General features: G+C 68.2%; 19 protein-coding genes and 5 pseudogenes. 14 read left to right on the forward strand and 10 right to left on the reverse strand.

Annotated features, from left to right (window positions below):
- Window positions 1-117 precede the first annotated feature (117 nt).
- Window positions 118-744, reverse strand: a complete 627-nt coding sequence (locus tag ACFZDJ_RS54085) for a hypothetical protein (RefSeq protein ID WP_391070616.1) — start codon at window positions 742-744, stop codon at window positions 118-120.
- Window positions 745-1165: 421 nt separating this feature from the next.
- Between ACFZDJ_RS54085 and ACFZDJ_RS54090 the strand changes: the two genes are divergently transcribed.
- Window positions 1166-1927, forward strand: coding sequence for a LysR family transcriptional regulator (locus ACFZDJ_RS54090; RefSeq protein WP_390937966.1), 762 nt, complete (start codon window positions 1166-1168; stop codon window positions 1925-1927).
- Here ACFZDJ_RS54090 and ACFZDJ_RS54095 read toward each other — a convergent pair.
- The 3 genes and pseudogenes from ACFZDJ_RS54095 to ACFZDJ_RS54105 all read right to left on the reverse strand — a co-directional run.
- A pseudogene (locus ACFZDJ_RS54095) lies at window positions 1828-2526 on the reverse strand (ISL3 family transposase); the annotation flags it as partial. The gene ACFZDJ_RS54090 and the pseudogene ACFZDJ_RS54095 sit on opposite strands and share 100 nt — an antisense overlap.
- A gap of 100 nt (window positions 2527-2626) precedes the next feature.
- On the reverse strand, window positions 2627-2884 hold the full coding sequence (locus ACFZDJ_RS54100; RefSeq protein ID WP_391070618.1) for a hypothetical protein: 258 nt from the start codon (window positions 2882-2884) through the stop codon (window positions 2627-2629).
- 257 nt (window positions 2885-3141) lie between these two features.
- On the reverse strand, window positions 3142-5034 hold the full coding sequence (locus ACFZDJ_RS54105; protein WP_391070620.1) for an NAD-binding protein: 1893 nt from the start codon (window positions 5032-5034) through the stop codon (window positions 3142-3144).
- Window positions 5035-5328: 294 nt separating this feature from the next.
- On the opposite strand from ACFZDJ_RS54105, the pseudogene ACFZDJ_RS54110 reads away from it, so the two are divergent.
- The 4 genes and pseudogenes from ACFZDJ_RS54110 to ACFZDJ_RS54125 form a co-directional block, all read left to right on the forward strand.
- A pseudogene (locus ACFZDJ_RS54110) lies at window positions 5329-6485 on the forward strand (flavin monoamine oxidase family protein); the annotation flags it as partial.
- Between the two features lie 727 nt (window positions 6486-7212).
- A pseudogene (locus ACFZDJ_RS54115) lies at window positions 7213-8053 on the forward strand (DUF6192 family protein).
- 3 nt (window positions 8054-8056) lie between these two features.
- Window positions 8057-8470 carry a hypothetical protein gene (locus ACFZDJ_RS54120; protein ID WP_390937702.1) on the forward strand — a complete coding sequence of 138 codons (414 nt, stop codon included), beginning with the start codon at window positions 8057-8059 and terminating at the stop codon, window positions 8468-8470.
- A 41-nt stretch (window positions 8471-8511) separates the two neighbouring features.
- A complete protein-coding gene (locus ACFZDJ_RS54125) occupies window positions 8512-9372 on the forward strand; it encodes an IS5 family transposase (protein ID WP_391070622.1) in 861 nt (286 codons plus the stop codon).
- An 18-nt stretch (window positions 9373-9390) separates the two neighbouring features.
- On the opposite strand, the gene ACFZDJ_RS54130 is transcribed toward ACFZDJ_RS54125, so the two are convergent.
- From ACFZDJ_RS54130 to ACFZDJ_RS54145, 4 genes are all read right to left on the reverse strand, one after another.
- Entirely contained in the window at window positions 9391-9990 is a 600-nt protein-coding gene (locus ACFZDJ_RS54130) for a class I SAM-dependent methyltransferase (protein WP_391070623.1), read from the reverse strand.
- A gap of 65 nt (window positions 9991-10055) precedes the next feature.
- A complete protein-coding gene (locus tag ACFZDJ_RS54135) occupies window positions 10056-10391 on the reverse strand; it encodes a DUF664 domain-containing protein (protein WP_391070641.1) in 336 nt (111 codons plus the stop codon).
- Between the two features lie 101 nt (window positions 10392-10492).
- Window positions 10493-10816, reverse strand: a complete 324-nt coding sequence (locus ACFZDJ_RS54140; RefSeq protein WP_390937706.1) for an AzlD domain-containing protein — start codon at window positions 10814-10816, stop codon at window positions 10493-10495.
- On the reverse strand, window positions 10813-11457 hold the full coding sequence (locus ACFZDJ_RS54145; protein WP_390937708.1) for an AzlC family ABC transporter permease: 645 nt from the start codon (window positions 11455-11457) through the stop codon (window positions 10813-10815). The genes ACFZDJ_RS54140 and ACFZDJ_RS54145 overlap by 4 nt, the downstream gene beginning before the upstream one ends.
- Window positions 11458-11546: 89 nt before the next feature.
- On the opposite strand from ACFZDJ_RS54145, the gene ACFZDJ_RS54150 reads away from it, so the two are divergent.
- Window positions 11547-12119, forward strand: a complete 573-nt coding sequence (locus tag ACFZDJ_RS54150; RefSeq protein WP_390937710.1) for a helix-turn-helix domain-containing protein — start codon at window positions 11547-11549, stop codon at window positions 12117-12119.
- Window positions 12120-12266: 147 nt separating this feature from the next.
- Here ACFZDJ_RS54150 and ACFZDJ_RS54155 read toward each other — a convergent pair whose 3' ends face one another.
- Entirely contained in the window at window positions 12267-13106 is an 840-nt protein-coding gene (locus ACFZDJ_RS54155) for an IS5 family transposase (RefSeq protein WP_391070625.1), read from the reverse strand.
- Window positions 13107-13548: 442 nt separating this feature from the next.
- Between ACFZDJ_RS54155 and ACFZDJ_RS54160 the strand changes: the two genes are divergently transcribed.
- The 5 genes from ACFZDJ_RS54160 (at window position 13549) to ACFZDJ_RS54180 (ending at window position 17359) form a co-directional block, all read left to right on the forward strand.
- Window positions 13549-14418: an IS5 family transposase gene (locus tag ACFZDJ_RS54160; RefSeq protein ID WP_391070627.1), complete on the forward strand. Its 870-nt coding sequence runs from the start codon at window positions 13549-13551 to the stop codon at window positions 14416-14418.
- 36 nt (window positions 14419-14454) lie between these two features.
- On the forward strand, window positions 14455-15042 hold the full coding sequence (locus tag ACFZDJ_RS54165; RefSeq protein WP_391070629.1) for a DUF6262 family protein: 588 nt from the start codon (window positions 14455-14457) through the stop codon (window positions 15040-15042).
- A 96-nt stretch (window positions 15043-15138) separates the two neighbouring features.
- Window positions 15139-15603: a MerR family transcriptional regulator gene (locus tag ACFZDJ_RS54170; RefSeq protein WP_391070631.1), complete on the forward strand. Its 465-nt coding sequence runs from the start codon at window positions 15139-15141 to the stop codon at window positions 15601-15603.
- An 8-nt stretch (window positions 15604-15611) separates the two neighbouring features.
- The gene (locus tag ACFZDJ_RS54175) at window positions 15612-16637 is read left to right on the forward strand and encodes an aldo/keto reductase (RefSeq protein WP_391070633.1); all 1026 of its coding nucleotides are present in this window, start codon (window positions 15612-15614) and stop codon (window positions 16635-16637) included.
- 203 nt (window positions 16638-16840) lie between these two features.
- Complete coding sequence (locus tag ACFZDJ_RS54180; protein ID WP_391070635.1) at window positions 16841-17359, forward strand: hypothetical protein; 519 nt, start codon at window positions 16841-16843, stop codon at window positions 17357-17359.
- 4 nt (window positions 17360-17363) lie between these two features.
- Here the strand turns inward: ACFZDJ_RS54180 and ACFZDJ_RS54185 are convergent.
- Window positions 17364-18171, reverse strand: a pseudogene (locus ACFZDJ_RS54185) (IS5 family transposase).
- Window positions 18172-18373: 202 nt separating this feature from the next.
- Between ACFZDJ_RS54185 and ACFZDJ_RS54190 the strand changes: the two are divergent.
- The 3 genes and pseudogenes from ACFZDJ_RS54190 (at window position 18374) to ACFZDJ_RS54200 (ending at window position 19620) form a co-directional block, all read left to right on the forward strand.
- Entirely contained in the window at window positions 18374-18655 is a 282-nt protein-coding gene (locus ACFZDJ_RS54190; protein ID WP_054230207.1) for an HU family DNA-binding protein, read from the forward strand.
- Window positions 18656-18859: 204 nt separating this feature from the next.
- On the forward strand, window positions 18860-19063 hold the full coding sequence (locus ACFZDJ_RS54195) for a cold shock domain-containing protein (protein ID WP_391070637.1): 204 nt from the start codon (window positions 18860-18862) through the stop codon (window positions 19061-19063).
- Between the two features lie 352 nt (window positions 19064-19415).
- Window positions 19416-19620 (forward strand): annotated as a pseudogene (locus ACFZDJ_RS54200) (DUF6207 family protein).
- The last annotated feature ends 416 nt before the right edge of the window (window positions 19621-20036 follow it).

Genomic DNA, 20036 nt, shown 5'->3' on the forward strand with positions numbered 1-20036 from the left:
GATCACCGCCCTGTGGACAGCCGGACGCGCACCGGATCGCCTGAGTACGTCCGGCGCGGGGATGACTTGGGCCCTGCCTGGCCAGGCGTCCGACGCAGTGAGCTGAGCTGACTGGCGCTACTGCCGCGGGATCTCGACCTCGGAGCGGATTGCCCGGATGATCGGGGCGACATCGACGGCGGTGAAGCCGAGCTTGGTGCTGGTGCCGTCGGCTTTTGAGACGAGGGTGATGCCCGTGGCGGTGGTCGGGGTGAACCAGGAGCACGTGGAGACCGCCGTGGCGAGCATGTCGGTCTGGATCAGGACGGTGTTGCAGATCGCCCGGCCGCCGTGCGGGCCGGGCTTGGCGTCAATGGCGCTGGTGGTGGTCCGGTCACCGGCACCGTCGTCGGTGACCGCCGGGAGTCGGTAGAGGATGTCATGCAGGCGATCGGGGTCGAGGCCGCTGCCGGTTACCCCGGTGTAGAAGATCCACGCGCCGTCCGCCCGGTCGTCGTAGTAGGCGTGTACCGGTGTGCCGGTGTACCGGTGTGCCGGAGACGCCGAGAGGCGCGGCGTTCTGCCGGGTATCGGCGTCGAACCTCTGCACCATGTCCGCCGGCGGCTGACCCTGCGGGTAGCCGGCCGCGACCTGCGGGGCAGTGAGCACCCACGAAGTGCCGCCGGTGCCGCCGTCAGAGGTCCCGCCCCCGGGCGCACTCCCGGTTGCGGCGAGGTCGGTGGCACCACCCGGAGCGGTGGCACCGCCGCTCCCGGCTGCTGCCGGGGCAGTGGCACTGCTCTGAGCGGCGGGAGAGACCGGGGCGTCGGCCGAGCCGGTGGATGGGCCGCAGGCCGACACCAGAGGCAACCCCAGCAGGGTGCAGACCACGGCCAGCGCGACAGTGGACCGACCGGGACACGGCGCGGACGACGCTCGGACGCGCCGGGGAACGGAACTGGCCACGTGCGGCCTCCTTGTGGACGGGGCATGACCGGGCTTCGGGCATGGCTGTGCCAGGGGTGTCGGCTGAAGCCCTCGGGATGCCGGCAAGTCTCGCAGCCGCACGGCCGCGAGTCAGCCTCGTAGTACTGCGGTGCTTACTCCCCCTCGACAGGAGAACTGGCGGTACGGCGCTACAGTCCGTGGCACGATTTCCCCCTGACGCAGAGGAGGGCGGCGCGCATGGACCTCAACCCCAGGCGCCTGCTGGTCCTGAGCGCCATCGCGCAAAGCGGCGGGCTCACTCCGGCGGTGCGTGTGCTGGGCCATACGCGTTCGGCGGTTTCCGAGCAACTGGCAAGTCTGGAAAGGGAAGTGGGTCTGCCGCTGGTCGACCGTTCGGGCACACGACTGGAACTCACAGCGGCCGGACGGCTGCTCGCCGCCACCGGGGAGCGCATCAGCAAAGAACTCGTGCTCGCAGTGCAGCAGTTGGGCTCCGTGAACCAGCAGGTCATTCAGGGGCCGGTGGCGATCTGGGCGACGTCGTGGTTGCTCGCCCGGATCGCGGTCCGGGCGCTGCGGCTGCTGGCCCGGTCGCACCCACAGGTCGAGCCGAGGTTCGTGGAGGCCGGGCACACGCTTGTCCCCGATCCGAGCCCGCACCCGGTACCGCGCGTCGACAGCACGGCTTGCACCCAGGTCAGCGGTAGCCGTCGAGGACATGGCGGCGGTACCGGGGCCAGGCGGCAGGGGCCTTTCTGCCAGTTGGCCTGGGCGGACAGCGTTGCGTCCGGTGAAGGCGAGGGTCGCCACCACGACACCCAGCCGTGGCGGCGGGGGCCACGGCCTCCCGCACGCTGTCGAGGAGTTCGGCGGCGCAGACCGGTGCTGAGGGAGAGGGCGGCGGCGAACGGGCCGGCTTCGGCGAGGTTGCGCCACAGATGCCAGCCGTCAGCGACCTGGAGGGCCTGCGGGGCCCCGGTGCGGGCGCCTTCGGCGTAGGCGCCGGCCCGGTCGCGGCAGATCACCTCGATCTCGGGGTGGCCGGCGAGCCAGGAGGCCAGGGGTTCGGCGTCCCGGCCGGGCAAGACGTCCAGCGGGCGGCGGGCTTCCAGGTCCACCAGGAGGGTCGCGTAGGAGTCGCCCTTGCGGAGGGAGAAATCATCAACGCCCAGTACCCTGACCGGGCCGGACGGCGGGTCCGGAACGGTATGGAGCAGGCCCAGGAGCACGTCCTTGGCCACCGGTATCCCCAGCAGCGCGGCCAGCCTGGCCCCGGGACGCCCCGCCAGCACGAGGGCGATCGACGACATCATCTGCCGTAATACCGGCGTGTATCGGGCGTGCAGCCGGGTCAGGCCCTCCACCTGCTCGGCGAACGTCGCAGCGGCGCAGCGGGAGTTACTGCACTTAAACCGCCGCACCACGAGCTCGATCACCACCGGTGTCAGCCCGACCGGCGCATCCCGCAGCTTCCGCGTGTACCGGCCGTGCACCCGCCAGGACGGCATACCGCACCCCGGACAACGCACCGGCAGCGCCCGGCACGACGTACGAAACGTGACCACCTCAGTGGCCCGCTCCACCGACTCAATCACCACACCAGCTAAATGCGGCAGCAACCGCCTCAAACCGCCTGAACCGCACGCCCAGTTGATGCCCAGTCCGCTTCCACGGAGGCGGAACCCCAACGCTGGACGCTCATCCGATGGCGATGCGGGTTTGCCAGTAGCTCGCCGGGCCAATGATTTCGCTTCCCGTCCCGGTGAGCGAGGTCCGGCGTCCTGGCTGTAGGCGCACTGAACCGTTGGATTTCACGGCCCAGATGTCTGGTATGGCATCGCTGGTGACATCCGGGGTGCCGATCAGCAGGGGTACATCCGTGCTGGACCAGCCCGAGGCCCCGTAGATGATGTCGGCGCCGCCGGAGGAGTTGGCGGCGGCAGCCAGTAAGTTCAAGTCGACGCCGCCGCCGCTCGCGGCGATGCGTTTGCGGAGGAGCAGCCGGGCGGAGACGTCGGTGCGGTAGAGGAGATCGGTGACGCCGTCACCGGTGATGTCCTGGACGGTGCCGAGGTCCCGGTCCTTCCATGCGGAGGCAGACAGGCGGATCGCCTGCGTCGAGACACCGCCGGTGACTGTGCCCGCAAACCAAATTGATCCTGGCTGCCCGTCCGGTGGTCGGCATCACCAACGTCATACTGTGAGGGGCTGCATCAGTCCTGCGCGATCACGACCACCTCGTCGCGATCGGTCCAGCGCCGTCGCTCGCTCTTGTCCGGGTTGATACGCACTCCGTGGTCGGGAACGGCCGTGGCCCGGTCGTGGCGGCGGTATCCGATGGCGCATTCGCCCCGCTGCTGCGCCGCTGCGACGACTGTGGCGAAGGACGCCTCGCAGTCGGGGAGGACGTACGAAGCCGCCGGTCGCAGGTGGATTTGACTGCCGGTGAGGGAGAACAGTTCCTCGAACACGGCGGCCAGGTGCCGGTTCTGAGAGATCTGAGCCATCAGCAGGCCGATGAGTTTTCCGCTGATGATCACATCGGCTCCGGGGCTGATGGGCGCGAGCGTCCGGTTGCGGTCGTCGGTCATCTCGGTGACCACCGGCAGCTCCCGTCCGGTCTCCTGTTCCAGCAGGTGCAGAACGAGGAGCGTGACAAGGGTCCGGTTGTCGGCCTCGTCGGGCTGCTGTCCCGGAACGGGGTCCGGGCCAAGCACGACGATGCTGTCGTACGAGTCGATCTCCAGGCACCGTAGCGTCTCGGGCCGGGTGACGTCTCCAGGCCGGAACGTCATGGTCAGCCGGCGTGCGAAGTCTGTACCCGCATCCCGTACCTGCTCGGCCGTTACCTCCTTCCGGTCCGCCACCACGGTAATGACCGAGCCGTGCACGGCGTACCGGCCGAACTGGTCGACGATGAGCGAGCCCCGCCGGTTCCAGCCGAGGATCAGGACCCGTTCGGGCCGGGCACTCGCTCGCTGCCAGGGCGTCATCATCGACTCGTCGACCAGCCCGGAGCAGTCGCTGCGCCGTGCGGTGTCGTCGTCTCGCGTGATGACGATCAGCCGGTCGTCGGGGCCGATCAGGGTCTGCGGCGGCGGGTTCAGCAAGGGCCTGCCGTCACGCAGCAGGCCGACCACACTGGAGGTGGCGAAGGCCAGCAACGTGTCACCGAAGGAGCGGCTGGTCAGGGCCGGGTCGAAGGTGAGGTAGAACTCGTCTCCGGCGAAGTCCAGGAGGTCGCGATACACCAGGGAGAGTCCCGGCCCGCGAGCGGACTGGACGATCAGCCGGGCCGTGATCGCGTCGCTCTCCAGGACAATGCCACGCGCTCCCGCGGCGAGGGAGGCCGCCAGCCGATACCGGTCGTCTCTGACGGCGGCGACGACAGGCGGACCTTCCTCCTCTCCGAGTGCGGACCGCAGCGCCAGCAGCGTCTTGACCACTTCCGGGTCCGCTGACGGATCGTCGTGGGGCAGCACCAGCACAGCACTGGCCGCGCCAGGGTTGGTCAGGGCGAGCAGATCGGGGTCGGTGGGGGAACCGCTACGGCAGACAAGCCGGGTACGGCCGGTGGTCCCCACCTTTCTGCTGAGGGCCTCCTCCATCGTGGTCTTGTCCCGGTCCGCCAGGACGGCCACCGCGCCATACCGCTGATTGGCGTTGGCGGCCACCAGTTCGCTCACCACCGTGAACACCTGCTCGGACCAGCCCAGCACCACCGAGTGCCCCTGCTCGATGACGGTGGAGTGGCCTCGCCGCAGCGCGGTGAGCCGCTCAGTGAGCCCGGTGGTGATCAGACCGACGAGGGTGGAGACGTATACCAGGGCGACCAGGGCGAGCAGTACCGACAACAGTACGCGCAGAAGCGGGCCTGTCGCCCCGCCGAGCCGCAACGTCTCACCAGTGAGACGCCAGATCGCTGCCAGCCTCCCCGAACGGGACGCGGGCGCATGTGGGTCCGTCCACACCAGCACGGCGCTCACCGGGAAGACGACGACGAGACAGCCCAGAGCCAGCCAGCCGACGAGCGCCGGGATGCCACGTGCCAAAGTGGTGTCGAACCAATAGCGTGCCCTGCCATTGAGCGAAACCCTTCGTGCCACGCCTGCCCCCCTGTTCCGCCGGAGTTCCGGCGGCGGCAGCCATGCCGCTCCGGTTCACCCCGCCCGTTCCCCCACCGACCGCGCACGGCCACGCGGCCATCTGGGAGTGTGCCGACAAGACGGACGTGACACGCGGGTCACCGTCTGTCTTTCATCCCTTCGGGGACGTCGCCGAAGGTGCCGCTCCGCGGATGTCCGACTGTGCGTCAGCGGTTTGACCTCGGCATCGCTCGTTCGGGGCAACGCCGAGGCGCAGGTGGGCGGGTGGGGTCGGCCGACCGGTACAAGTGCGTCATGACTGAAGATCACAAGGCCGTCGTGGCAGGTTCAGGCCTGACCAGGCGCAGCTTCACAACGGCAGCGGGAACGGCTGCGGCGGCCACGACGCTGGCCAGGGCACGCCTGCCGGGGCGATGCCCGTACAGGCCGTCCCGGCCGCACCGGCACCCACCCGGGGCGCGGACTTCGACAGGTGCCTGACTGTGGCCCGGGCCCTTCTGGTCGTGGACGACCAAGACCGCCCCTTGGTCCCACGCTACGAGCGCGTGCTCAAGGACGGACTGCCCGCTCAGCGGACGGCCACGCCCAAGAAGGTCCTCGTCGTCGGGGCCGGCCCGGCCGGTCTGGTGACGGCGTTGCTGCTGAAGCGGGCGGGCCACCACGTGACCGTTCTTGAGGCGAACGGCAACCGGGCGGGCGGACGTATCAAGACCTTCCGCCGCGGCGGCCACGAACGGGCGGCACAGCCCTTCGCCGACCCCCTCCAGTACGCCGAGGCGGGTGCCATGCGCCTGCCCGCCAGCCACCCGCTGGTGATGGGTCTGATCGACCAACTGAACCTGAAGAAGCGGCGCTTCCACTACATTGACATCGACGGTGACGGCCGGCCCGCCAACCGCACCTGGATTCACGTCAACGGCATCCGGATGCGGCGCGTGGACTACGCCCGCGCGCCCCGCCGCATCAACCGGTCCTTCGGCGTGCCGCGCGCCCGCTGGGACACTCCCGCCGCGGCCATCCTTCGGTCGGTGCTGGGCCCGGTGCGCGACGAGTTCAGCACCGTGGACGCCGGCGGCAAGCGGGTCGACAAGCCGCTGCCGGAACGGGTGCAGGGCTGGGCCAGGGTCATCCAGCGGTTCGGCGACTGGTCGATGTTCCGCTTCCTGACCGAGCACGCGGGGCTGGACGAGCGCACGGTCGACCTGATCGGCACCCTGGAGAACCTCACGTCACGCCTGCCCCTGTCGTTCATCCACAGCTTCATCGGCTCCTCCCTCATCAGCCCCGACACCGCCTTCTGGGAACTGGAGGGCGGCACGGCGGTGCTGCCGGACGCGCTGCTGGCGCAGGTGCGCGACACGGTCCGGTTCGACCGCCGGGTCACCCGCGTCGAGTACCACGACCCCGACCGTCCTTCCTCCGACACCCGGCACGTCGGCCGCAAGGGCCCTCAGTAGGTGTTTTTGATCCCTGGCCGTAGAGATGCGTACGGCTGGATGATCTGGGTTGTGGGGGCTGACGGAACGGCTCGGCGGTACTGCCGGGAGTGCGGTGATCCTCTGCCGCAGACGATGGCGGCAGAGGCGGTGTTCTGCTCGGGTCGGTGCAGGTCACAGCGGTGGCGGAGGCTTCAGCGGACCCGGCAGCGGGTCATCGCGATGCAGCGGGGTGAGCAAGCGGAGTGCCCGGTTTGTGGCAGGTCGTGGACGGTGGGGGTGGAGCGGTCGAGGGCAGCGGTGTACTGCTCGGACCGCTGCCGGGTGGGGGCCTGCCGTCAGCGGCGGGCGTCACGGAACGGCGTTGCGGAAATGCCGTAGCCGAACGCCTCGCGAGCACCTCGAACACCCCTGATTTGCAGGGGTGTTGCAGGTTGCTGTCCGGTGCTCCGAGCGCCCCCGGTTCACGTTCTGCCCCGGCGTGTCGCGCCCGCGACACCGTGGACGGTGACCGGGGCCGGCGCCTCTTTGACCGGTCACATCGTGGTGACCGGGCCGGACCTGGGTGAGGGCGGTGGTCATCATGACCGACGTGACCGACCGGATCGGGAACGTCACCCGGCAGCGTTACGAACAGCTCGTCACCCAGGCGAAGGAGCTGATCGCGCAGGTCGCCCGCGCTCAGTTTGCCTTGGGTGACATGGCGCTGGAGATCGAGCCGATGCGTCCGGTGGGTGGGTCCATGTCGAACGGCACGGACGACCTGTTCACCGTCACGGAGTCGTTGCAGCTGTTCGCGGACGACATCGGCGTCGAGCGCCGGACGGCGGAGGACTGGCGGTACACCGCCAACCGGTGGCCGAAGGAGCGTCGCAAGGAGGGCGTGTCGTTCACCGTTCACCGCATCCTGGCCTCGGTCGTGGACGAGGACGAGCGGTGGGCGGCGATCGAAGACGCGCCGTTCAACCCGCGCACCGGCGCCCGGCAGTGGACGCCTGATGGCGCGAAGCGGGTCGTTGGGCATCGGGTCGAGCGGCCTGTCACGGTGGATGAGAAGGTCCAGGCCGTCGCCGACCTGACCCGCGACGACGAGGTCGCCGCCCAGGTCGCCACCGACCTGCTGAAGCGGCCGGCGGTGACCGAGCACGTCACCCCCGCCGAGAAGGTCCGGGTCGTAACGGAGCTGACCAGGGACGACACCGTCGCGAAGGAGGTCACCACTGGTCTGCTGCGCCGCCCGGACGACGATGCGGGACGACACCACCAGGATGCTGGTCAACCGCGCCCAGTTCGACAACTCCGCCGAGACGCGCGACCGGATCCGTGAACGGACCCCGGCGGTCCGCGCAGTGGAGCACACCATCGAGTACCTCGACCTGGTCGGCTCCTGCCACAGCTTCGTGGCCACCCTCGGCCGACTGGTCCCGCAGCTGCGCGGGCAGGAGTTCACCGAGGACGAGCGTGAAACCGTCCGCCGGCAGATCGGCCGGGTCCGCGCCGCGGCGGACTGGCTCGAAGGCGCCCTCGACAACGGCGAGTTCACCCTGGACGAGCAGCTGGTCCAGCTCCTTAAGGGCGAGTAGGCCATGCCGCGACGCCGGGAGGCGCGGCCGCTGGCCGAGCACTACGGCGACCTGGTCCGCGTCGCCCTGATGGAAGCCAGGCCAGCGGGCCTGCACACCTATCAGCTCATGGCCGCCACCCGCCTCACCCGCTCACAGGTCGGCCGCGGGGTGAGGCACGTCCGCGACGTCGTTGCCGCCGAGAACCTGACCCCGATCACGTGGACCCGCAGGGACGGCTACATGTTCTCTGACGACCCCGTCGACTGGATCGAGTACGACAAGCGGCAGTTCCGGCAGATCCTCGGCCGGCTCACCCGGGTGATCACGGGCACGCTCGACCCGCACTTGGCTCGCTACCCCGACGACGAATGGGCCCAGCTCGCCACCGCCCAGCTCACCGGCGTCCGTGCCACCCTCGCTCAGCTCTCCAAATAGTCCCCCGTTCACCGCCGGTCACCCCGTCTGCCGAGCCCGCCATGCCTGCCGCTGCCCGTCGCCACCGCTACCCGTCCGACACCTCCGTTGCCGAGTGGGCCCTGCTGGAGCCTCTCCTGCCGGTCCCGACCTGCCAGACCAAGACCGGCGGACACCCGGAGAAGTGGCCACGGCGGGAGATCGTCGACGGCATCCGCTACATCGTCGACAATGGTGCGAAGTGGCGGGCTCTGCCCGCGGATTTCCCCCCGTGGGAGACGGTTTATGGGTTTTTCTGGAGGTGGAACCGGGCTGGGGTGGTTACCTACATCCGTGACCAGCTCCGCCGCCGGATCCGTACCGGCAAGGGCCGCTGCCCCCACCCGGTGACGCTGATCGTCGACTCCCAGTCCGTTAAGGGTGCCTCCACTGTCGGACTGAACAGCCGCGGCTACGACGCCGCGAAAAAGATCAACGGGCGCAAACGACATATCACGGTGGACACGCTCGGCCTGCCGGTGATGATCACGGTGACGCCCGCTGACCTCCAGGACCGTGACGCCGCGCGGGACGTGTTCTGGCGACTCCGTCTCACCCAGCCGCAGATCACCCAGGTGTGGGCCGACCGCGGATACGCCGGCGAACTCGTGGACTGGGCCCGCGAACGCCTCTGGATCACCTTGCGCATCGTCTCCCGGCCGAAGGGCACCAAGGGCTTCGTCGTCCTGCCCCGCCGCTGGAAGGTCGAGCGGACACTTGGCTGGATCATGAACGCCCGCCGCAACGTCCGCGACTACGAACGCCTGCCCCAGCACTCCGAAGCTCACTTGAACTGGGCACTCATTACGGTGATGAGTCGGCGCCTGACCCGCAAGAACCACTCCGCGGACGCCTGGACCAAGAAGCCCAAGCCCTCCGGCTGATCGCTGGCGTAGGCCGCATCATGAAGAGGCCGTTGACTCCGATGCACCCCGCACAGCCATGGCAAGCCCGCTTGCCCATGCCAGCCGGACGGATCGGAAATCGTGACGTCCTTCCAGTTCGGCCAGCAAACGTTTCACAGAGGCCTCGTGGGCCTCTGGCCACCCTGGCTGCGGGAACAGGTCGTCGATCAGGTAGGTCCCTCCAGGTGCTACGAGTTCCAAGGCTCGTTCAAGGTGGGTGAATTTGCCAGGCCACGTATCCGCGAACACCAAGTCGAAGGGCTCCCCGTCATAGCCTTCCAGCCATTCGCCGCCATCTCCGGCCACAAAGGTCACCCTCAGGTCAGACCCCAACTGCCCGCGGGCAACCGTCTGGACAGCAGCGTCGAGTTCAACCGTGACCAGACGAGAGGCTCCGTCCATCCCGCTCAGGAGCCAAGCGGTGCCTTCGCCCACACCCGTGCCGAGTTCGAGAATGCGGCCACCCGGCCGGGCAGCCGCGAGTACGGCCAGCAAGTTGCCGGTTCGCTCCTCACACGACACGGTGAAGCCCGCCTCGCGCGCCGCAACGCGCAACGCAGGCAGAGCAGTTGGGAACGTGTTTGGTGTGTCGTCCATCCAGGGATGATGCAAGCGCCATGCGTCCCCACGCAACATCAATTGTTACCCCTCGGAGGCGGGCGTTAGCGCCCTGTACTACCGTCCATCTGCTCGCGCAGAATGTCAGCGTGGCCGGCGTGCCGCGAGGTCTCCTCAATCATGTGCACCAGGACCCAGCGCATCGACGGTGGAGGCGTCTCGCGCAGTGAGCGGACTCCGGGCCGGTCCAGATCCTGGCACGCCGTGGCGATCTTGTTGCTTCTCGCGACCGCGTCCCGATAGGCGTCCAGCATGCCGTGCACCGTCTCGCCGTCAGCGATCGGCACCGCGTCGTCCCACCGCTCGGTCCCGGTGCCGGCGTGAGCCCATGCGAACCAGTCGAGCTCGACCGCCGTCAGGTGCTTGATCAGCCCGAGCAGGCTCGTTCCGGCTCCACCCCCGGCCTGCGGACCTCCCGTTCAGGGATACCAACCGCCTTGGCCGCGACGGCATCCCGCAGCATCACGCGAGACGATGGCGGTCAGGAGATGCCGAGCAGGCGCAGGACTGCCGTGGTGCAGGCAGCAGCGAGGATGACGACCAGGAACGGTGCTTGACGCCAGGCGAGTACACCCGCGACCAGCACTCCAACGGGACGGGCGACGCCGGCGAAGCCGTGGCCTTCGAACAGCGTCGTGGTGGCCACCAGGGCGGTCAGCAGCACCACGGCTGAGGTCTCAAGCACCTGCTCGGCCCGGGGCTGAATGTTGATCCGAGTGCGCAACAGCGGCCCGGCGAGACGGAGGGCGAAGGTTCCGGCGGCCAAGGTGAGCATTGCACCGACGAGCTGCGTCGGGTCGTTCATCGAGAGGTCTCCTTGAGCTTGGAGGGGCAGCTCAGTCCGGCCAGGGCCAGGAGTACGGGAAGGCCAGCCGGCAGGAACGCAGTGGTGGCAAAGGCCAGCGCAGCCCCGGTGAGGGCAGGCCGCCGATAGCTGCGTTGGCGAAGGGCCGGAAGGATCAAGGCCAGGAGTACGGCTGGGAACATCGCGTCGAGACCGAGTGCACCGGTGTCGTGCACGGCGGAGCCGAGCAGAGCACCCAGGAGTGCTCCAGTCGGCCAGCAGATCAGGATCCCAAGTCCGCAGGCCCAGTAGACGGCACGCTTGCGCTTGAGCCCGGATTGAGCGAGAGCGAAGACGACGGTCTCGTCGTTCATCAGATGCGTGCCGATGATCCTTCGCCAGCCGTCGCCCACGACCTCGGAGACTGCCAAACCGAACGGCAGGTGGCGTGCGTTGACCAGAAGCCCGGCGAGCACGGCGGCGATGGGGCTGCCACCGGCCGCGATGATCCCTATGAACAGGAACTCCGAGGACGCGGCGAGGACGAGGGCACCCATCAACACCGGCAGCCAGAGCGGGAATCCAGAGGCGACCGCGATCGCGCCGTACGACAAACCGATGGCACCCACAGCTAGGCATACCAGCGCGATGTCTCGTTGCATGCCCCGATCGAGTGTTCTCCAAAACGAACGCATGGGCGCTATAGTGAACTCGTTCGGTATAGAAAACAAGCGGTCGCTGGAGCGAACACATGGCAGAAGACCCCGCATCCTCCTCGAAGGCACCGCTAAAGGTCGTCGCCGCCTCGCTGCGCAGGGAACGCGGTCGCGCCGGACTATCCCTCACCGAGGTCGCCCGCCGGGCCGGGATCGCGAAATCCACCCTCTCCCAGCTGGAGTCAGGAATGGGAAATCCCAGCCTGGAGACGCTTTGGGCGCTGTGCGTTGCGCTGGACGCCCCCTTCTCGCGACTGCTCGACCCACCTCGACTCCAGGTCCAGGTGATCCGAGCTGGCGAGGGCCCAACGGTCGCTTCCTCACAAGCCGACTACCGGGCCACCCTTCTGGCCGCCTGCCCACCCAACGCCCGCCGCGACATCTACTCCGTCACGGCAGAGCCCGGAAATCAGCGCCTGTCCGAGCCCCACACTCCAGGAGTCGCGGAGCACGTCGTTATCGGTACAGGCCGGGCACTTGTCGGCACGGCGGACCAACCAGTTGAACTCCACCCCGGCGACTACATCGCCTATCCGGCCGATGTGCCGCACATCTTCCAGGCCCTCGAACCCGGCACGCGAGCCATGCTGGTATCCGAGCACACCTGAGCCACCCGTCCGGCATGCCTCGTTCTTCTCCTCGGAGGGTCAGCCAGCATTGTGGATGTGCTCGACGGTCCCGCGTCCTCACACTTGAGGATCAAAAACAGCCTCTCAAAGAGCGTTTTGTCCCGGCGAGGTTGTTTGGTTCGAGGTTCAGGTGTCGCGCCAGTTCGGGGTGGATTCGCGGGTGAGTCTGCGGCTTATGAGGTCGATCATCGCGGCGTGGATTATGGCTTCGGAGCGGTGGGGGTGGGTTTCGTAGTCGCGGGCGAGTCGGCGGTGATGCATGAGCCAGCCGAAGGTGCGCTCGACGACCCAGCGTCGCGGAATCACCCTGAATCCTTTGGCGCCCGGGTCGCGTTGGACGACTTCCACGTCGATGCCGAGGCGGGCGCCGTGGTCGACGGCTTTGGTGCGGTAGCCGGTGTCGGCCCATGCTTTGGTCACGCGGGGGTTCGTGGCGGCGATGTGGGACATCAGGTACATGCCGCCGGCGTTGTCGGAGACACTCGCCGCGGTGACCCAGACGGCCAGGAGCAGGCCGAGGGTGTCCACCCCGATATGGCGCTTGCGGCCTGCGATTTTCTTGCCGGCATCGATGCCCTGGCCGGCCGCGGGCGCGTTCGCTGAGGTCTTCACGCTCTGCGCGTCCAGCACGCAGGCGGTTGGCTCGCCGTCGCGGCCTTCGGCTTCCCGGACCAGGCGCCGCTGGAGACCGTTGAGTTGGTCGAAGATGCCTTCTTTTTGCCAGGCGGCGAAGTAGCCGTGGACCGTTTCCCATGGCGGGAAGTCGTGGGGCAGGTAACGCCAGGCAATGCCGGTGCGGTCGACGTAGAGGATGGCGTCCATGAGGCGGCGCAGGTCATGCTCGGGCGGGCGACCGATGTCGAGACCCTTGCCTCTGCGCTCGGCCCGCCACGTGGTGAGGATGGGCCCGATCAGTTCCCAGCGCGCATCGGAGAGGTCGCTGGGATACGGGCGGTGTCGCGTCATGTTTCGGTAGTACCGTCGAGCAGGCCGCCTCTCCAGGGCGCAAACGAGGTCAACCGGGGGCGCGTTGGGATCAGACAGGAGCAGAGGCAATGAAACGGGTCGCCGAACGACGACACGAATCCCTTGCCCCGCATCAGGCACGTCTGCCCCGAGAGTCCCATACCGGCTCGGTCTGCGAATCGACGCCAAACAACCCCGGCGGGACAAAACGCTCTTTCAGAGGTCGTTTTCACCTGGACTGCCCGTGTATTCAGCGATTTCCAGACTGCCGGGTTGTGGTGCTCGTGCTGCTGGAGATGCGGGTTGGTTCTTGCTGGTCAGGTGGGGTGGGAAGTGGCTTGTGCCTGTCTCATCCCAGGATGCCCGGCCTTCGAGGTCGCGTGCTTCCGATTTCATCGCTGTGCGCCTGGGCGCACTCGGGCTGCGGCGGTACGCCGGAAGCATGCCGCCGCGACGCCCGTACCCGAGTGATCTGTCCGACGCCCGCTGGGAGTTGATCGAGCCGGTCCTTACGGCCTGGCGCTTCGAGCGCCGCGGCAGAGCCCTGGACTTCGGCCGGCCACCGGAACACGACCTGCGCGACATCATGGACGCGATCTTGTACGTGGACCGCACCGGCGTTCAGTGGCGCTACCTCCCGCACGACTTTCCGCACTGGAACACGGTCTACGGCTACTTCGCCAAGTGGGCCGACGAGGGTGTGTTCGCCCAGCTCAACGGCCTGCTCCGGCGGCTCCTACGAGAGAAGGAAGGGCGGGACGCCGAGCCGTCGGCCTGTGTCATCGACGCGCAGAGCGTCAAGACCTCTACCAGCGTCCCCGCCGCCGGCCAGGGCATCGACGCCGGGAAGAAGATCGTGGGCAGGAAGCGGAACATCGTCACCGACACACTTGGGCTCTTGCTTGCCGTGGTGGTCACTGCGGCAAGCGTGCAGGACTCCACCGCCGGTGCCCGGCTCCTGGACCAGGTCGCCGCTGACCACCCTCACATCCGCAAGGTGTGGGTCGACGGCGGCTACCGCCAGCACCTCGTCGAGCATGCCGCCACCCTCGGCATCGACATGGAAATCACCGCCCGCAAGCCCGGAACCAGGGGTTTCACCCCCCTGCCGAAGCGGTGGGCGGTCGAACGGACCTACGGCTGGCTCATGCTGCACCGCCGCCTGGCCCGCGACTACGAGACCCTGCCCACCCGCTCCGAAGCCGTGATCCACATTGCCATGACCGACCTGATGGCCCGCCGCCTCACCAGCGAGAACACCATCTCCTGGCGCGACCCGACACCCCAGATCAAACACCAAATTCCTGGATAAAAAACGGGAGGAAACGACCTCTGAACAGGAAGTTGCATGAACACCGCTACCGTTCCCGAACCCCGCACCGCGGCGGCCCTGGCCGCCCGCCGACGCAAGACCGAAGCCGCCCTGGAGCGCGTCCACCAGGCCATCGCCCGGCTCCGACGCGAGAAAGGCCAGATCAGTGTCGCCGCCGTCGCCCGCCGCGCGGACGTCTCACGTACCTTCCTCTACGACAACACCGAGGCCAGGTCCGCGGTCGCCGCAGCGACGGCTCAGGCTGGTGAACGCCAATCCCGCATGCTCGCTGAGCAGGACGACGGGCGCGAGGCGACCTGGCGCGAACGCGCCCTGAACGCCGAGGAAGCCCTCAAGGCCGCCCACGCCGAGATCCTCACCCAACGCACCCGCATTGGCGAACTGCTCGGCCGGATCCGCGACTTGCAGGCCGAATGGACCGAGGAGGCCATCCAGCGGACCACCACCGAGAACACCACCCTCAAACAGCGCATCCGCCAGCTGACGGCCGACAACCGCACCCTCGACGAACGGCTCAAGGCCGCCCGCTCCAACCTCCGCTTCCAGGACCGGCGCATCGCCGACCTCGAAGCCCTCATCGCCCCGGGATCATCGCCTGATTAAAATCCCGCAGCCCCTCCGTAGCGGCGCCCGGCCCAGGAGGCGTCTGCGCGGAGTGCACTTGCTTCAAGTGCACTTGAAGGTTCTAGCGTGGTCGGCATGACGGTGATCGACAGCACTCCCGTGAAGTCCCCGCCCATGGACGCTTGCGTGCCCGTGGGGTCGGCCCATCCGCGACCCGACGGCCAGGACCGCTACACGATCAGCGAGGTCGCGGCGTACACCGGGCTCAACGCGCCTACCCTGCGCTGGTACGAGCAGATCGGTCTGATGCCGGAGGTGGAGCGGTCGCACAGCGGCCAGCGCCGCTTCGACAACAGGGACCTGGACTGGCTCTCCTTCGTGGGCAAGCTGCGGCTGACCGGGATGCCGATCGCCGACATGGTCCGCTTCGCGGAGCTGGTCCGCCGGGGCGAGGTCACCTTCGACGAACGGCGGGAAATTCTGGAACAGACCCGGCGCGAGGTCGTGGCGCGCATCGCGGAGCTGCAGGACACCGTCGCCGTACTCGACTCCAAGATCGACTTTTTTGCGGGCGCCCGCCGGGCGTCGGAAAGGGCCTGAGCGCCTTCATGAGCAATGCCATCGAACAGATCCGCAAGGTCGAGCTGGGCAACGGCGGCCCCCTCGTCGGCGTCCAGGGCTTCGGTGCCATGGGCATCAGTGTCGCCTACGGACAGACGGACGACGCGGCGGCCCGCGACACGCTGGAGGCCACCGTCGAGGCGGGCGTCACCCTCATCGATACCGCCGACATGTACGGCGTTGGTGCCAACGAGGAGTTCCTCGCGCCGTTCGTCGCCGCGCACCGCGACGAGATCACTCTGGCCACCAAGTTCGGCATCGAGTACCGTGCCGACGACCCGAGCTACCGGGCTATCCGCAACGATCCCGCCTACATCAAGAAGGCCGTCGAGGCGAGTCTGCGCCGTCTGAACGTCGAGGTCATCGACCTCTACTACATGCACCGCCGCGACCCCGCCGTCCCGCTCGTCGAGTCTGTCGGCGCCATGGCCGAACTGGTACGGGAAGGCAAGGTCAAGCACCTCGGGCTGAGTGAGGTCACCGGTGCCGAGCTGCGCGAGGCGCACGCCGTGCACCCGATCAGCGCCCTGCAGACGGAGTGGTCGGTCTTCAGCCGGGACGTCGAGCGCAGCGTGGTGGGCGCGGCCGCCGCGCTCGGGGTCGCCTTCGTGCCGTACTCGCCGCTCGGCCGGGGCTTTCTGACCGGTGCCTTTACCGACGCGAGCAAAGACCTCTCCAGCAGCGACTTCCGGCAGCAGATGCCGCGCTTCAGCGGCGACAACGCCAAGGCGAACGCCGCGCTCCTGGAACCCTTGCACAAGATCGCGGCCGACCGTGGCGCCACCACGGCGCAGATCGCCCTGGCCTGGTTGCAGCAGCGGGCGCAGGCGCACGGCCTGACCGTGGTGCCGATCCCCGGGACACGCAAGCCCAGCCGCCTCCTGGAGAACGCCGCAGCCACCCGGATCACGCTGACCGCCGAGGAGCTAGCGCTCCTCGAGCCGATCGCCGGCCAGGTGGCGGGCGACCGCTACGCGGACATGTCCCTCACCTCGGCAGCCCGGGAAGCCTAGGGCAACCCGGAATCCGCAACGTGGTCCTGTCCCGCTGACGACCTCACGGCCCGCCCCCCGTCCCGGTGGACGGGCCGCCTCACGAGACCACCCGGACGAGCTACAGCAACGACCCCAACTCCCCGTCACGGACACGTAGTCTATGAATCGTCGCAGTTCAGAGCCGGTATTCGAGCTCCTGCGGTCGGTAATATCGAACACAAGTGCGCCGCGACGCGTCGGCCAGAGAACATCACGTGATCGTCGCCAGAGCCGAAAAACTTGATCGTCGACAGGGCTGCGCCTTCTGGGGCGTGCGCCTGCGCGACCTTGATCAGGACGATCCGCCGGTGCTCGTCCAGGCGCGGCACGGCTGGGTGCCGTTCTTGGACCGGGTGTCTCTGGCATGCGTCGAGCTTGTACTGAGCGAGGCACTGTTCGGCGGTGGAGGTCGGCTGTACAACGCGTGCGAGCTGCCGGCGGACCTGCTTGGGGTGGTGCCCGAACGCTTCCAGCGGGTCGCGTTGCCCGACTATCCGATGTGGACGGGTCCGGAGGACTTTCCAGTGCCTTGGTTCTCCGCCCCGGGACAGTTGCTACGCCAGGACGGCTTGGGCGCCCACAGCTGGCTGCACGTTCGGGGCCGGACCCGGGCCGACCTGGAGGCGATCTGCGAGACCGTTCCCGGACGGTGGGCCCTGGGATACACCGAGTCACTGGACGCCGAACCGCTGCCCTTCTGAACCGTCATGATTCGGGCCTGTTGAGACGTCTCCAGCAGATGAGGCTGCAGGCCAGGGATACGAAGGCATCGTGGAGTTCGGTGCGTCGTTCCCAGCGGACGGCGAGTCTTTTGAAGTGGTGGAGCAGGGCGAAGTTCTGCTCGACGACGTAGCGGAGCTTGCCCAGGCCCTGGATGTTCGGGGCCCCTTGCGGGAGATGACCGGCAGGATCCGGCGTTTGTGCAGCTCGTCGCGGTTGGCGTTGGAGTCGTAGCCCTTGTCGCCGAGCAGGGCCTCGGGGCGTCTGCGGGGACGGCCGGGGCGGCCCGCGACGGGCGGGATGCCGTCGACCAGGGCGAGGGTCTGGGTGACGTCGTTGACGTTTGCCGCGGTCGTGATGACCTTGAGCGGAGTGCCTCGTCCGTCGCAGATCAAGTGGTGTTTGCTGCCCGTCTTCCGCCGGTCGACCGGCGACGGACCGGTGCTGGAGCCCCCTTTTTCGCGCGGATGTGAGAGCCGTCCACGCAGGCCCTCGACCAGTCAAGGCGGCCGGCCGCGTTCAGTTCGGCCAGCAGGATCCGGTGTAGCTGGTCGAAGACCCCTGCCTGCTGCCAACGTTCCAGGCGTCGCCAGCAGGTCTGCCCGGAGCCGAACCCCAGCTCCAGCGGCAGGAGTTGCCAGGCTATGTCGTTGTAGAGGACGTACAGGATGCCCTGCAAACAGTGTCGGTCAGCCACCGGTCGTGGCCCCGGTGACTTCTCGGGCCAGGGTGGCAGCAGCGGCTCGATCAGTGCCCACAAGTCGTCGTCCACGATCCACGGCCGAGTACTCACAGCATCACGAACGGCCGAATCGTCACACCGGTCACGCCCGACCAGGACATCTCACCAAGATCCTGTTACGAGCTCTTATGCGTGACATTGATACTGCTACTTCGCCCCGAGGATCGCACTGTCAGTGGCCGATGGCAGCATGGTCGGCTCGTCCCGCCTGCACGCCGCAGACCGGGGTCATCCAGGAATATGGAGCAAAGCAATGAACCGGAGCGAACTGGTGACTGCGCTGGCGGAGCGCGCCCAGGTGACCCGCAAGGACGCCGATGCCGTGCTGACCGCCCTCGCCGAAAGCGTCGGCGATGTCGTCGCCAAGGGCGACGAGAAGGTGACGATCCCGGGCTTCCTCAGCTTCGAGCGCACCCATCGGGCCGCACGCACGGCGCGCAACCCGCAGACCGGCGAGCCGCTGGAGATCCCGGCCGGATACAGCGTGAAGGTCTCCGCCGGCTCCAAGCTCAAGGAAGCCGCCAAGGGCAAGTGACCCCCGGCTCCCGGTGTCCTGCGGGGCACCGCGGAGCACGGATCGGGTCAGGTGCCAGGCTGGGCACGCGGCACGCTACGCCGCACGCAAAGCCGGGTACCTGAGCCGCCGGCAGGGTAGAACGGACGCCGGGCACCGTCCGGTCGAGGACGGGCCTGCACCCAGACGAGCCGGGAATTCCGGCAGGATTTGAAGGACGTCAGCATGGCCAGCGGCACCGTGAAGTGGTTCAACGCCGAAAAGGGCTTCGGCTTCATCGAGCAGGAGGGCGGCGGACCGGACGTCTTCGCCCACTACTCCAACATCTCCGGCAACGGCTTCCGGGAGCTCCTTGAGGGCGAGAAGGTCACGTTCGACGTAGGCCAGGGCCAGAAGGGTCCCCAGGCCGAGAACATCGTCCGCGGCTGACACGAACATCGCAGAGTGGAAGTCCGAGGCCTTCGAGAGCCTCGGGTTGAATCCCACCGAGTGAGGAGGGGTCCGGCGCAGCCGGGCCCCTCCTCTGTTCCCCCGCGAACCTGGCCAGCCCGGGCAGCGCCGAGAAGTGGTCAGCCCGGCCCCGCCAGAGCGTTACGGGACCGGGCTGTAACTGTGGACCAGCAGCCCGTTGGCGCCGGGACCTCAGCCTTCGCGCATCCTAGAACGCACATCAAGGCGCCGGTGCCCGTTGACAATCATCAAACTGCGCGCGGAAGCACACGGTGGGGTGATGCTCCCTGGGACGGAGAACTGCCGGCAGCGCCAAAGCGTCATGCCGGGCATGAGAGCAAGCCTTGACGCACACGTGGCAGAGCCGGGCCTGGCGGTGGTGGAGATCGCAGCCGCCGACGACGCGACAGCCTTCGCCATCCAGGACCTGCTCACCGAACGATGCGGCACCGGCAGACCGGACGACCAGAGATCCAGGCGAGCCGGGCGTCCGGCTGCGGTTCTTCGCCGACCTACGCGAGCGCCCCGACGCATAGCCCGATCCCGTCCAGCGTGCAGGCCGGACGAGCAACCGGCCGGAACCTAAAGAGGACTTCGCGGACCCTGACCCTCCGGGTCGACGACGTGGTCACGCACGCCAAGGGCGGTGTCCAGCTGGTCTGGGGCCCGGATCCGGCCCGCCTTCGATCCGGACAGCCGCAACGACTCCGCCATCCTCACCGTGAACTGAGCCACGGCCCGCGGGTGGTGCCGGGCTCCTTCACCCCGTCATGGCCGAACGACCCCTGTGCGAGCCGGGGAAGCTGCCCGAATGTCCCCAGGGCCGCGGCATCGTTCACCTGGGCCTGTCGAACCGAGCACCCGGGGGCGGGTCGGGGGCAGCAACAACTCGGTCGGCGCCCGGAGTCCATCGCCCCGGTCCGTGACGTCAAGACGCCCCCCAGAACCACAT

It is taken from the genome of Streptomyces sp. NPDC007896, from assembly GCF_042959425.1.
In the GTDB taxonomy this organism is placed as follows: domain Bacteria; phylum Actinomycetota; class Actinomycetes; order Streptomycetales; family Streptomycetaceae; genus Streptomyces.